Origin of the sequence: Micromonospora sp. NPDC051227 (assembly GCF_044455385.1) — a bacterium.
GTDB lineage: Bacteria > Actinomycetota > Actinomycetes > Mycobacteriales > Micromonosporaceae > Micromonospora.
The window spans coordinates 32,465-45,283 of the sequence record NZ_JBITET010000004.1 but is presented as its reverse complement, the minus strand read 5'-3'; the positions used below and the strand labels follow the sequence as shown (position 1 = coordinate 45,283).

General features: G+C 70.8%; 11 protein-coding genes, 2 tRNA genes and 1 other RNA gene. 7 read left to right on the top strand and 7 right to left on the bottom strand.

The genetic code is table 11. The features are described from left to right. Window positions 1-151: 151 nt before the first annotated feature. On the bottom strand, window positions 152-745 hold the full coding sequence (gene recR, locus ACIA47_RS11635; RefSeq protein WP_091403417.1) for a recombination mediator RecR: 594 nt from the start codon (window positions 743-745) through the stop codon (window positions 152-154). An 8-nt stretch (window positions 746-753) separates the two neighbouring features. Further along, window positions 754-1,062 (bottom strand): YbaB/EbfC family nucleoid-associated protein, encoded by a 309-nt coding sequence (locus tag ACIA47_RS11630; RefSeq protein ID WP_007466279.1) that lies wholly within the window; start codon window positions 1,060-1,062, stop codon window positions 754-756. Between the two features lie 201 nt (window positions 1,063-1,263). Between ACIA47_RS11630 and ACIA47_RS11625 the strand changes: the two genes are divergently transcribed. After that, a complete protein-coding gene (locus ACIA47_RS11625; protein WP_396707423.1) occupies window positions 1,264-1,935 on the top strand; it encodes a DUF998 domain-containing protein in 672 nt (223 codons plus the stop codon). 80 nt (window positions 1,936-2,015) lie between these two features. Here ACIA47_RS11625 and ACIA47_RS11620 read toward each other — a convergent pair whose 3' ends face one another. Continuing rightward, window positions 2,016-5,048, bottom strand: a complete 3,033-nt coding sequence (locus tag ACIA47_RS11620; protein ID WP_396707421.1) for a DNA polymerase III subunit gamma and tau — start codon at window positions 5,046-5,048, stop codon at window positions 2,016-2,018. Between the two features lie 203 nt (window positions 5,049-5,251). Next, an RNA gene (ffs, locus tag ACIA47_RS11615) (signal recognition particle sRNA small type) lies at window positions 5,252-5,341 on the bottom strand. 82 nt (window positions 5,342-5,423) lie between these two features. Here ffs and ACIA47_RS11610 point away from each other — a divergent pair. Further along, a tRNA-Ser gene (locus tag ACIA47_RS11610) sits at window positions 5,424-5,508 on the top strand. Window positions 5,509-5,579: 71 nt separating this feature from the next. Here the strand turns inward: ACIA47_RS11610 and ACIA47_RS11605 are convergent. After that, window positions 5,580-6,212, bottom strand: a complete 633-nt coding sequence (locus ACIA47_RS11605; RefSeq protein ID WP_396707419.1) for a pentapeptide repeat-containing protein — start codon at window positions 6,210-6,212, stop codon at window positions 5,580-5,582. Window positions 6,213-6,518: 306 nt separating this feature from the next. Between ACIA47_RS11605 and ACIA47_RS11600 the strand changes: the two genes are divergently transcribed. From ACIA47_RS11600 to ACIA47_RS11590, 3 genes are all read left to right on the top strand, one after another. Beyond that, a complete protein-coding gene (locus ACIA47_RS11600) occupies window positions 6,519-7,073 on the top strand; it encodes a hypothetical protein (protein ID WP_396707417.1) in 555 nt (184 codons plus the stop codon). Window positions 7,074-7,165: 92 nt separating this feature from the next. Further along, window positions 7,166-7,660: a hypothetical protein gene (locus tag ACIA47_RS11595; RefSeq protein WP_396707415.1), complete on the top strand. Its 495-nt coding sequence runs from the start codon at window positions 7,166-7,168 to the stop codon at window positions 7,658-7,660. Between the two features lie 159 nt (window positions 7,661-7,819). Then, window positions 7,820-10,243 (top strand): hypothetical protein, encoded by a 2,424-nt coding sequence (locus ACIA47_RS11590; protein ID WP_396707413.1) that lies wholly within the window; start codon window positions 7,820-7,822, stop codon window positions 10,241-10,243. A 124-nt stretch (window positions 10,244-10,367) separates the two neighbouring features. On the opposite strand, the gene ACIA47_RS11585 is transcribed toward ACIA47_RS11590, so the two are convergent. Further along, entirely contained in the window at window positions 10,368-11,009 is a 642-nt protein-coding gene (locus tag ACIA47_RS11585) for a TetR/AcrR family transcriptional regulator (RefSeq protein WP_203122430.1), read from the bottom strand. A gap of 82 nt (window positions 11,010-11,091) precedes the next feature. Between ACIA47_RS11585 and ACIA47_RS11580 the strand changes: the two genes are divergently transcribed. Beyond that, window positions 11,092-11,841, top strand: coding sequence for an SDR family oxidoreductase (locus ACIA47_RS11580; RefSeq protein WP_396707410.1), 750 nt, complete (start codon window positions 11,092-11,094; stop codon window positions 11,839-11,841). 55 nt (window positions 11,842-11,896) lie between these two features. On the opposite strand, the gene ACIA47_RS11575 is transcribed toward ACIA47_RS11580, so the two are convergent. Beyond that, window positions 11,897-11,983: transfer RNA gene (locus ACIA47_RS11575), tRNA-Ser, on the bottom strand. A 75-nt stretch (window positions 11,984-12,058) separates the two neighbouring features. On the opposite strand from ACIA47_RS11575, the gene deoD reads away from it, so the two are divergent. After that, the gene (deoD, locus tag ACIA47_RS11570; RefSeq protein ID WP_203122422.1) at window positions 12,059-12,766 is read left to right on the top strand and encodes a purine-nucleoside phosphorylase; all 708 of its coding nucleotides are present in this window, start codon (window positions 12,059-12,061) and stop codon (window positions 12,764-12,766) included. The last annotated feature ends 53 nt before the right edge of the window (window positions 12,767-12,819 follow it).

Below are 12,819 nucleotides of genomic sequence, written 5' to 3'. Positions count from 1 at the left end.
CGGCAAAAACCGATCAATCAGCACCCGCGATGCCAAACTGTTACGTCGAACAGCCCCGATGAGGGCACAGGTGTCAGATCACTTCCGGGCAGAGACGCAGCGGTGGCCGGCACCCACACGGGTGCCGGCCACCGGCCGTACGTCAGGGGAGTCAGACCGCGCGGCGCCCCTCGAAGGCCCGGCCGAGGGTGATCTCGTCGGCGTACTCCAGATCGCCGCCGACCGGCAGCCCGCTGGCCAGCCGGGTCACCGAGATGCCCATCGGCTTCACCATCAACGCCAGGTAGGTGGCGGTCGCCTCGCCCTCGGTGTTCGGATCCGTGGCCAGGATCAACTCCCGTACCCCGCCGCCACCGAGCCGGATCATCAGCTCCCGGATGCGTAGGTTGTCCGGGCCGATCCCCTCCAGCGGATTGATCGCGCCACCCAGCACGTGGTAGCGACCGCGGAACTCACCCGTCCGCTCGATGGCCACCACGTCCTTGGGCTCCTCGACCACGCACAGCACCTCATCGGTGCGACGCTGGTCGCGGCAGATCCGGCACTGCTCGGACTCGGCCACGTTGTAGCAGGTCGTGCAGAACCGCACCAGCTCCTTGACCTTGCGCAGTGCGCCGGCCAGCCGGTTGACGTCGGCCGGATCCGCCGAGAGGACGTGGAACGCGATCCGCTGAGCGCTCTTCGGACCCACGCCCGGCAGCCGACCCAGCTCGTCGATCAGATCCTGGATGGCACCTTCGTACATCTGCCGGCTCAGAAACCGGGCAGGCCGAGGCCGCCCATGCCGCCGGCGACCGGACCCATCTTGCGCTCGGTCAACTCCCGGGCCGCCTCGGCGGCGTTGTGCACGGCCGCGACGACCAGATCCTCCAGCGTCTCCACGTCGTCCGGGTCGACGGCCTTCGGGTCGATCTTGATGGCCTTCAGCTCACCGGAGCCGGAGACCGTCGCGGTGACCAGCCCGCCGCCGGCGGTGCCGGTCAGTTCGGCCTCGGCCAGCTCGGCCTGGGCGGCGGCGATCTGCTGCTGCATCTTCTGCGCCTGCTTCAGCATCTGCTGCATGTTCGGCTGTCCACCTGGGCGCACGGGATGGCTCCTTCTCGCACTCGTCTGCTCGACCGCCGCTCAGCCTATCCGCTGGGACCGACCTCGCCCCGCCCGGTGCGTCCGCCCACGCCGAGCCTTCGGGTACGGCTACCCCTACCTCGAACCGGCCATCTGCTGGTAGTGCGCCCATAGCCGTGGCACTGGTCTGCTCGTGGCATGAACCTCAACCGCACCGGCCGGGTCGGCGCACTGTGCTGGCTCGCGGCCGCGCCCATCTTCCTCGTCGCCAGCCTGATCACCGGGCTGCGGTGGCGCGAGCCGGCCTACAGCTGGGCCACCCACAACATCAGCGACCTCGGCAACGCCCACTGCGGCATCTGGGACACCACCCGCCCCCGCTACGTCTGCTCACCGTGGCACCCACTGATGAACACCGCGACACTGGCCACCGCCGTCCTGCTCGCCGGCGGGCTCCTGCTGACCTCGCGGATCCTCGGTCACGGCCCGGTGGTGCGCACGGCCCAGACACTCCTGCTGCTGGCCACCGGCGGATACGCCCTCGCGGCCCTCTACCCGGCCGACATCGACGAGAACCTGCACGTCCTCGGCGCAATCCTGATCATGGGGATCGGCAACATCGGCCTGCTCCTGGCCGGCTTCGCACCACGCAGCACGACGCTCGGCCGGTGGCGACGGCTCACCCTCACTGCCGGGCTCATCGCGCTGGCCGGAACGACACTGTTCGCCGCCCAGCAGGGCCTGGCCATCGGGGTAGGCGGCATGGAACGAGTAGCCGTCCTGCCCTTCCCCCTCTGGGCCTGCGCCCTGGGTGTACTGCTCGCCGAGGCCCCTCGCCCGCGCGATCTTGCACTTCCTGCCCCGACATAAGGGGGCATTCTGCGCAAGACGACGACCGAAACTGCAAGATCGCCGGCCCGGGTTGGCCGGGGCCGCGCGGGGTGGGGCCGCTAGCGGGCGTCGACTTCGTTGATCTTCTCGGCGCCGAAGGTTTCCCGGAGCAGCCGTACCGCCTGCTCCTCGCTCGATTCCCTCGCGGTCTTCTCGTCGATGATCTCGTCCAACGGCTCGTCGCCCGGGTCGAACCCCTCAAAGGCCGGGGCCGCGGCCGGTGCCGCGCCGCCGGGTCGTCCGGCCCGCGCGGGGCCGTCGAAGTCCGGGTCGTAAGGCGGCTCGCCGGCCCATTCGGCGTCCGCGACGGGCCGGGCTGCCGCTCCGGTACGCGCACCGCGCCCCGCCGCCGCCGCGCGAGCCGCGGCGATGGCGCTGCTCACCGGCGCACCACCGGCTGTCGCCGGCTGCCGGGCCGCCGGTGTCGGGTTACCCCGCCCGCCCGGCTTACCGCCACCGGCCGCTGACCCGGAACCGCCTGCTCCGGTGCCGTTCGCGCCACCGCCGTTGGCGCCACCACCGTTCGCGCCACCGCCGTTGGCGCCACCACCGTTGGTGCCGCTGCCGTTCGCGCCGCTCGACGCCGGTGCGGACTGGGAGTTCGACTCGTTTCCGGCCGACGTGCCGCCAGGTCGGGCGGCCTCCGGCCAGTCCTCGTCATCCGTAGCCTCGGCGGCGAGGGCACCGCCGCCGGGGCGGGCCGCCTCCGGCCAGTCGCCGTCGTCGTCCGCCGCCGGGGCGGAGGGCGCTGCGCCCTGCCCACCAGCACCGTGACCAGCGAAACTCACACCGACACCGTCACGCGAAGCCGAGCCGGCAGGGCCGGTCGGGTTCGCGGCGGTCGGCGAGGCGTTCGTCGGACCGGCGGCGGTCGGGGCGCTGGGTCCCACAGTCCCCGGCCCGGCGGCGTTCGTACCTGGCGCTGCGGTCGAGCCTGACCCAGCGGCCGAGCCGGGCGCGGCGCTGAAGTCAGACGCGGCGTTCGAGCCAGGCGCACCGTTCGAGCCAGGCGCAGCGTTCGAGCCAGACGCAGCGTTCGAGCCAGGCGCAGCGTTCGAGCCAGGCGCGGCGTTCGAGCCAGGCGCGTGGTTCGTGCTTGGCCCGGCTGGCGGCGCGCTCGTCGGGCCGGCGGCGCTCGGGGTCGCGGCGTTCGTCGCGGCGGCGGGCGTGTCCGACGTCGCTGGCTGCGCGGCGGGGCGGGCCGGTGCGGTCTGCTGCGTGCGCGGTGAGCCGGACAGCGACACGCCACCGCGCTCGCCGGCCACCTCGCACCGGATCTGCCAGCGCCCGCCCAACTCCTCGTAGAGAGCGTCGGTGAGCACCGCCGCGTGGTCGGCCATCATCTTGGCCAGCACTGTGGACTTCACCGTCAGCACCAGCATGTCGCCGTCGAGTTCGCGGACGACCGCGTCGCGCATCAGGGCGGCGATCCGCTTGTTGGTCCGGTTGACCTTGCCGACCACGTCGGGCCAGACGCGGCGGACCGCGACCGCGTCCAGCGCGGCGGCCGGTGCTCCGGGTCGGGGCGGCGCGGGCGTGGCCGGGTCGGGGAGCACCGCCGACGGTGGCACCACGCGACGCGGGGCCGGCCCGGCGGGCGAGACGGGTACGGCCTGGTCGGCGGGGGCCGACCCGGTCGACGCGCCGGGGGACGCCGGGATCGGCGAGTCGGCCGCCGAGGCGTACGAGGCCGGTGCACCGGAGGTCGGAGCGGGCGAGGCCGCCGGTGCTCCGGTGACCGAAGCAGCCGGGGCGGAGGCGCCCTGGGCCGGGGACGCCGCCGGGTCGACCTCCCACGGCGGTGCGGAGGTCGGGGCGTTCGCAGGTGCCGGGGTGGCGGCAGCCGGGACCGGGGTGGCTTGCTGTGGGCGTACCCCTGGGTGGTTGGTTGGCGCGGAGCTGGCGGCGGCCGACGGCGCGTCGGTGCCACCCAGGGTGAGCCGGCGTTCCATCCGTTCGAGGCGCTGGAGCAGGCCGCCGGTGGAGTCGTCCGCGCCGGGCAGCAGCATCCGGGCGCAGATCAGCTCCAGCAGCAGGCGCGGCGCGGTGGTGCCGCGCATCTCGACCAGCCCGTTGTGCACGATGTCGGCGCAGCGGGACAGCGTGGCCGAGCCGAGCTGCGAAGCCTGGGCTGCCATCCGCTCGATCTGGTCGGCCGGGCCGTCGATCAGACCCTTCGCGGCGGCGTCCGGCACCTGCTGGATCACGATCAGGTCGCGGAGCCGCTCCAGCAGGTCGGAGGCGAACCGGCGCATGTCGTGCCCGGCCTCGGCGACCCGGTCGACGGTGGCGTACGCGGCCGCGCCGTCACCGGCGGCCAGCGCGTCGCACATCTCGTCGATCAGCGCCGAGTCGGTGACCCCGAGCAGCGCGACGGCCCGGGCGTAGCTGACCCCCTCCGCGCCGGCGCCGGCGATGAGCTGGTCGAGCACCGAGAGGCTGTCCCGCATGCTGCCGCCACCGGCGCGAACCACCAGCGGAAAGACCGCCGGCTCGACGGCGACGCCCTCGGCCTGGGTGAGCTGCTCCAGGTACGGACGGACCACCTTCGGCGGAAACAGTCGGAACGGGTAGTGGTGGGTCCGCGACCGGATCGTGCCGAGGACCTTCTCCGGCTCGGTGGTGGCGAAGATGAACTTGACGTACTCCGGGGGCTCCTCGACCAGCTTGAGCAGGGCGTTGAAGCCCTGGGTCGAGACCATGTGCGCCTCGTCGATGATGTAGATCTTGAAGCGGCTGCTGGCCGGCGCGAAGAAGGCGCGCTCGCGCAGCTCGCGGGCGTCGTCGACACCGCCGTGGCTGGCCGCGTCGATCTCGATCACGTCGATCGAGCCGGCGCCGTCGGCCGCCAGCGAGCGGCAGGAGTCACACTTGCCGCACGGCTCGGGAGTGGGGCCCTGCTCACAGTTGAGCGAGCGGGCCATGATCCGGGCGCTGGTGGTCTTGCCGCAGCCACGGGGGCCGGAGAAGAGGTAGGCGTGGTTGAGCCGTCCGCTGCGCAGCGCCTGCGACAGCGGCTCGGTCACGTGCTCCTGACCGATGACCTCAGCGAAGGTACGCGGCCGGTACTTGCGGTAGAGCGCCAGCGTCACTCGTCCCGCCTCCTCTCGACCGAGCCATTCTGCGCCGGTCGGGCGCGGGTGACCACCCACCACCCCGGGCGCCGCGGATGCTGTGCTTGATCCACCGGGCCGCCAGGGCTTGATCGACTCGGCTTCCTGGAAACCGCGGTGTCCGCATGGCCGGGACACCGCGACATCACGGATGTCGAGTGGATCAACCGGCCCACAGACAAAAAGGCCTCCCGTGCACCCGGCAGAGCTCGCTTATCCTTGCTGCCTTCCGGCCCTGGGGAGGTTCACGAGATACCGCCGCACGGGAGGTGACGCCCAGCCTACCCGACCGCCCGTCGATCTTCAGGGGGTGGTGGGGTGGCCCGGCCGACACGGGCCTGTATCCTGGCTCGCGGAGGATTCGCCTAGAGGCCTAGGGCGCACGCTTGGAAAGCGTGTTGGGTTTACACCCTCACGAGTTCGAATCTCGTATCCTCCGCTCGCCTCAGCAGCACGAACGTCAGGGCCGGCCCCAACGGGGACCGGCCCTGAATCGTCTGTGCGGTGACGTCAGCCCACCACCTGGACGTGCTCCGCGCCCTGCGCCGAGAACCACCCCTCCAGCTCTGCGCCGCCGAGGGACCGGGTCGCTTCCTCGTCGACGAGGACCGGACCGACGACGGCACCCTTCGCGCCCTCGAACTGGCAGCCGAACATCCTCGCGCCGGTCAGCACGGTCGGCATGCTCGTGCCGCCGAGCGTGCACCAGCGCAGGCTGGCCAGCTCAAGATTGGCGTCGCGCAGATCGGCCTTGTAGAGCGTGGCGGAGTTGAGAATGGCGTGGCGGAGATCCGCCCCTTCCAGAACGGCATCGTCGAGCTGCGCCGCGAACAGCCGAGCCGAACGGAAGACCGCCTTACCGGCCGAGCAGCCAACCATTTCCGCCTTGGCCAGGTCGGCGTGGGAGAAATCCGCGCCCTGCAGATCGGCGTTTGTCAGGTTGGCGTCGGCGAGGTGGGCCCCCTCGAATCGGACGCCGGCCAGGTGGGAATTGGCGAGATAGGCGCCGACCAGGTCGAGCCGGCTGAGGTCCGCCCCGCGAAAATCAGGAAGATCCCCGGAAAGGTACGCCGTGGCCGAAGCGTCGGCGAACCACTCCTCCAGCGCTTTCCGCGCGTCCGGGCTGTCCGGCCAGCGGGTCACGTCGCCGCTGGCCCGCCTGTATCTGCTCATTGCCGAACACCACCTTGCCGTCCCCACTCCGACTTCCGGAACCTAGCGTGTTCTCGCTTCGCGGTGCGCGGCCGGCAGGGAGCACCCCGGCATCGAAGGTGGCGGCGAAGATTGGCCATGGCCAGGACCGTACAACCGTCGCCCTGCTGGCCGATGCCCACTCATCGAGCAGGGCCCGGCACGTCCACCCTCTGGCCGGTACCGTCCCAGGAACCAACGACGGCGAGCCCGTCGTACACATGTTCTATCCACAGGCTGTGGACGGCGGAGGGCTCGATGGCTTACCAGCTCAGCGCGGTGGTCGCGGACGTTGAACTGCTCCGCGAGCAGACCGCCGAGCTGGATCACGCGGTCCTCGGCGAGCTGCGTCAGGACTTCGCGTTGCTGCCGGTCACCCCACAGTTGGTGATCGAGCTGACCGGGGCGTTGCCAGATTTCTCCACGGACGACCGGAGCTCCGCGCGCCCGTTCGGCCTGGTCTTGTCGACGGCGCTGGCCGAGGTGCTGACCCGCTGGTCACAGTCGGGGCCGGTGGCCTATGTGGAGGCGGAGTTCGGTGGTGGCGTCGGCTACCAGTCGGCAGCGGTGTGGCTGGGCGGGGTGGTGTCCTGGGGCCCACGCTTCGACGACGAGTTGAGCGCGCCGCGCGAGCACTGGCCGATCAACGGTGCGCTGAGTCAGCTCGGCGTGGAGCCCGGCACCTGGATCGACCCGTTCGCCGAACTGGGCTTGCACCTGGAGCGGAACACCGACGGTTGGCTGGCACACGGGCGGCGTCGACTCAGCGCCGACTACTGGGACGAGCTGGTCGAACAGTGGGAAAACCAGTAATCCGGCGTTCGGCAGCAACCTGAACGCTCCCGTTCCGTTGGGGACTGGGGGATTCCATGAAATTGCGACAATTTGCGTTTATCGCCACGCTGTTGACGGCTGCCTCGATCGCGGGCAGCGGCGTACCGCCAACCGGGTCGATTCCGAACCGCCGGCCCGCTGGCAACGTGGAGATCGTCGACCTGAACGGCCTGCGCAACATCGAGTTCGGTGCCACCGAGGACGAGCTGACCCGACGCGGCATCCTGCGTACCAGCCTGGACGCCTGCGGGCCGATGCTCGCCGGCCACGACATGGTCAGCCCGGTCTTCGTGGAGGACAAACTCGTGCTGCTCTGGGTCGGCGACCCGATGCGGACACCGGAGGGCATAACGGCGGGCTCGCCCGTCGACGAGGTCTGGGACCGCTACCCGGAGGTCAGCCGGCTGCGGGCTCCACAGGGGACGCGTCGGCTCGACGGGTTGCTCGCCCGCAGCGGCGACCGCGCGTACCTGTTCCTGCACGACGGGCGCACGGTCCGAAAAACCATCGCCGGGTACGCGGACTGGGCGCGCCGCCTCTTCGACGAGGGCGTCGGCCCCTGCTGAACCGCCGTTCAGCAGGGGACCGACAAGCCGATTGTCGGCTATCGAGCTTCGTGAAATTATCCCTCCGCTCGCGCAGATCGCGCGACTTAAGCGGGGGAGCCAAGCGTGGGTACAACCATGTTCGATCCAGTGTGGAGACACGTCGCGAGGTGGACGGCCGTGGCCGCCCTCAGCGCCGCCGGGGCGGGCCTGCTGGCCGGTCCTGCCACCGCCGCCCCGACCGGCGAACCGTCAGCGCGACCGACAGTGACGACCGAGCAGCCGCGACCGGCCACCAAGCCGGCGCCAGCGCCGGTCGTCCCGGCGGCCACCGAGACCCCGGCGAAGGTCGACAGCACGGCGGCCACCTGCGGCGGACAGCTTCCGCTGGGCACGGTCAAGAACTGCGCGTCGATCGCCGGCGCCGCAACGCAGACGTGGACGATCACCTCCACGGTTGACCAGGACACCCTCTACATCCGGCTCCGAGCAATCTCCGGTGACGGTGTCGGGGCCGAGGTCAAGGGCCCCGATGGCACCCACGCCTGCTACGTCAGCTCATACCTGACGGACTGCGTGCTCGGCGCCGCGGGCACCTACACGGTGACGGTGGCTCTCAGCCACAACACCGGAAAGGGCGCCTACTCGCTGTCGGCAGAGTCGATGCGAGCCCCCTCCACCTGCGCCAATCTGCCCGAGGGCTTCTTCTCCTTCGCCTCGACCGGACGCAGCGGCACGCTGCCCGCCGGCCTGGCCGCCCGTTGCTTCACGTTCAAGCAGCCTGCCGGCACGGTCCTGCACCTGACCGACCCGGGCGGTGCGGAGGACATCCAGGGCGCCATCCTCAACGGGCAGTTCCAGCCGGTCTGCTCGGTGCGCTACCCCACGGACTGCACGCTCGAAGGGTCCGGGCCGTACCGGCTCTTCCTTCAGGAGACCTACGGCAACAAGGCCGCCTACACCCTCAAGATGCCGCGGCTCTCGCGGTCCGTCGGCTGCCCGGCCCTGCCCCTGACCGCATTCGGGGACCCGGGCGCGGCGATCGGGACCGGCACCGTGCCGCCGAACCAGGGCATCAGCTGTCAGTCGCTGCGGGTCACCACCCCGGGCCCGCTGATCGTCCGCATGGAGCAGTACGCGAACCAGTACCTCAACTGGCAGGTGTACGACGAGGCCGGACGAGTGGTGTGCACGGAGTGGGACTCCTCGCGGTCCTGCGCCGCACCGACGGCCGGCAACTACACGTTCGTGGCGCAGAACTGGAACTGGGAACCGGTCACCTATCAGGTGGCGGTGGCCCGGCTCGACCAGTTCGAAGGTTGTGCCGCCCCCACCGGGCTCGGGTGGGACCAGCCGACCCTGACGGTGCACCAGACCTCGGCGGTGCAGACCAACTGCCAGCCGTTCCCCGGCGAGACCGGTGAGCGCGTCATGGTCTACCGGACCCCGGACCGGTACAACGACGTCTCCTCCTGGCTCGTCGACGAGCAGGGCGGCGTGGTGTGCACCGAAACCTCGGAGGGGGAGGACGGTTGCGTCCTTCCGTCGACAGGGACCTTCCGGGTCATCTCCTACCTCTCCCGCTGGGAGTCGGAGGACACCGACCTGACCTACCGGATGCAGGTGCGCAGCCTCTCGGACGCGACCGGCTGCCCGACGGTCACGCCCGGTGCGTACAACGCCGCCCCGGCCGGCCCACTCGGCGCCGTCCGGTGCCGCGTCCTGGACCTCCCCGCCGCCGGCACCTACCGGGTCAAGGCGGTCGGGGAGGACAACTACCGGCAGTACGCGAACGTCTACGACAGCACCGGCCACCGGGTGTGCACGGACGAGTCGTGTCAGGTCCCCACCGCCGGCAGATACACGCTCGTGCTCGGTGGCGGTGCTCCGGACTCGGTGATCGACGAGGGCCTGCGGTACCACCTCGCGGTGTTGCCGTGGTTGCCGGCCGACTGCCGGCCGGCGTCCGACACCGGTTGGCGGGACGCACCGGTACGAGGGCAGCTCACCACCCCTGCGCAGTACGACTGCCTCCAGCTGAGCAGCCCTTCCGGCGCCCTCATCACCGAGTTGCTCCCGGGTGACGCCACCGGAGCCGGCTCGCCCGACGTGACGGTGATCGACTCAACCGGGGCGTTCATGTGTGACTCCTCCTGGGCGCTGCGCCAGTACCACTGCGAGCTGACCGGCCAGGCGCCGTTCGTCGCCGTGCTCAGCTCCCGCGACGGCGCCTCGGACGGGCCGTACTCGCTCGCGTTCGCACGTACCGACGGCCCGCCCGCCTGCCCCACGTTGCCGGCGGGTGCGACGGGTGCCACGGTGAGGACGGGTGCGGACCGGTTCGGGGCCTGTTTCTCGATCCCGGCCGACGCTCGCGCCGCCACGGAGTCGTTCACGTGGAAGCGGACCGACGGTACCGGCGACGCTCGTTTGTCGGTGTTCGACTCGGAGGGGCGTCGCTACTGCGGCCCGACCGGTTACGCGGTCGAGCGGACCATTTCCTGCTCGCTACCTGACGGACCAGTCACGGTGATCCTGGAGGCGGACGGCGTCGACGCCGCGTACCAGCTGACCCACCGCGACGCCAGCAACCCCGGCGCGTGACGGGCGACGAGCCGGCTCTTCACTCGGAGAGCCGGCTCGCCGAACACCACAGCGTCAGCGGCCGAGCGACCGCCAGAAGTCGTACGAGTAAGCCGTCGCGAAATCGCTCGTTCCCAACCTGCCGTCACCGGACAGCGCCCCGGTCGGCGGCCTGCTCGGGCAGGCGCGCCCCGGACGCGGCGACGAAACCGGCGAGCGCGATCTCCGCGGTCTGTCGCAGGTCTTCCCGGCTGACTCCGGCGGCGGCATGCACCGCCTGCCCCTCGGTGACGATCATGACGAAACGGGCGAGCGCTACCGGATCGGCGTGCGCGGGTAGGTCGCCTTCGGCGACGGCGCGGGCGAGCCGGTCGGCGAGGGCACCTTCACCGCCCAGGCGGCTGGTGGCGAGGAACCCGGCGATGGACGCGTTCTCGGTGGAGCAGCTGGTGCCGCCCTGGATCGACAGGCAACCGGCCGGTCGGTCGGTCCGGGTCACGGCGACCACGTTCTCGCGCAGCAGGGTGGCGACCACCTCGTACGCGGTCGGTTGGGCGAAGGCGTCCCGCGCGTACCCCATGTCCTTTTCGGCGTAGAGGGCCACGGCCTTGCGGAACAGCTCCTCCTTACTGCCGAAGGCGGCGTAGAGGCTGGGCTTGTTGATCCCCATCGCCTCGCTGAGGTCGCTCACCGAAGCGCCTTCGTATCCCTGACGCCAGAACACCTCCACGGCGCGTTCCAGCGCCTCGTCGGCGTCGAAGCCCCGTGGTCGACCTCGCTGCGGCACAGCCCATCCTCGCTGCCTGCGTTCGCCGCGGCGGCAGCGACCGCCTGAGCACACCACCACACCCCAACAGAGGAGATCCATCGTGGGACAGCTCGACGGCAAGACCGCCCTCGTCACCGGGGGCAGCACGGGAATCGGCCTGGCCGCCGCCCGCCGCTTCGCCGCCGAAGGCGCGTACGTCTTCGTCACCGGCCGCCGCAAGGGCCCGGTGGACGAGGCCGTGGCCAGCATCGGCGCGAACGTCACGGGCATCGCCAGCGATGTCAGCAAGCTCGACGACCTGGATCGGGTGATGCGGGCGATCGAGGAGCGGGGCGCTGGCCTGGACGTGGTGTTCGCCAACGCCGGCGGTGGTGAGTTCCGTTCGCTCGACTCGATCACGGTCGAGCACGTCGCCACCACCTTCGACACCAACATCTACGGCACCATCTTCACAGTGCAGAAGGCCCTGCCCCTGCTCAACGAGGGCGCGTCGATCGTGCTGACCGGCTCGACCGCCGCCAGCAACGGCACCCCGGCGTTCAGCGTCTACGCCGCGTCCAAGGCAGCCATCCGCTCGTTCGGCCGCACCTGGGCCGCCGAGCTGATCGGCCGGAAGATCCGGGTCAACACCCTGATCCCCGGCTCGACCGAGACCCCCGGGCTGGCTGGCCTCGCGCCCAGCCCCGCGGAGGCCCCCGGGTTGCTGAAGGCCATCGCCTCGAGCGTGCCCATGCAGCGCATGGCACACCCGGACGAGATCGCCAACGCCGCGCTCTTCCTCGCCTCCGACCAGAGCAGCTTCATGACCGGCGGCGAGTTGTTCGTCGACGGCGGCGAGCAGCAGCTCTGACGCGAAACGCCCGGTCGATCCTCGCGGATCGACCGGGCGTTTCTGCATCTCGGAGCGGTGGCGGAGGGATTTGAACCCTCGGAGGGCGTTAACCCTCACACGCTTTCGAGGCGTGCTCCTTAGGCCGCTCGGACACGCCACCGCCGACGAGGGTACAGGACCGCCGGTTCCGACGCCGAACCGGTATCGCCCAGGCCGGCCTGGCAGGATCTTTGCCATGAGTACGCACATCGGCGCGAAGCCGGGCGAGATCGCCGAGCGGGTCCTGATGCCGGGTGACCCCCTGCGGGCCAAGTGGATCGCGGAGACCTACCTCGAGGGCGCCACCTGCTACTCGACGGTTCGGGGCATGCTGGGCTTCACCGGCCGCTGGAACGGCGTCGAGGTTTCCGTCCAGGGCTCCGGCATGGGCATGCCGTCGGCCTCCATCTACGCCCACGAGCTGATCAACGAGTACGGCGTGAACACGCTGATCCGGGTCGGCTCCTGTGGCGCCCTCAGCACCGACCTGCAATTGCGGGACGTGGTGGCCGCGATCGGGTCGTCCACCGACTCGAACATGAACCGGATGCGCTTCGACGGGCTGATCGACTACGCCCCGGTGGCCGACTTCGGGCTGCTGCGTACGTCGGTCGAGGTTGCGGAGCGGCGCGGCATCAGCATGCACGTCGGGCCGATCCTGGCGGCGGACGCCTTCTACACCGACCGGCCCGACCTCTACGACACCCTCGCCGACTACGGCGTGCTGGCGGTGGAGATGGAGTCGGCGGCGCTCTACACGATCGCTGCCCGGTTCAAGGCCCGCGCGCTGACCGTGTTGACCGTCAGCGACCACATCAAGACCGGCGAGAAGACCACCTCGGAGGAGCGCGAGCAGACCTTCAGCCAGATGGTCGAGATCGCCCTCGACACGATCATCGCCTGACCTGTTCGGCCGGCAATACCGCGAAGAGCGTGATGACTGTGTGGCATCAATAT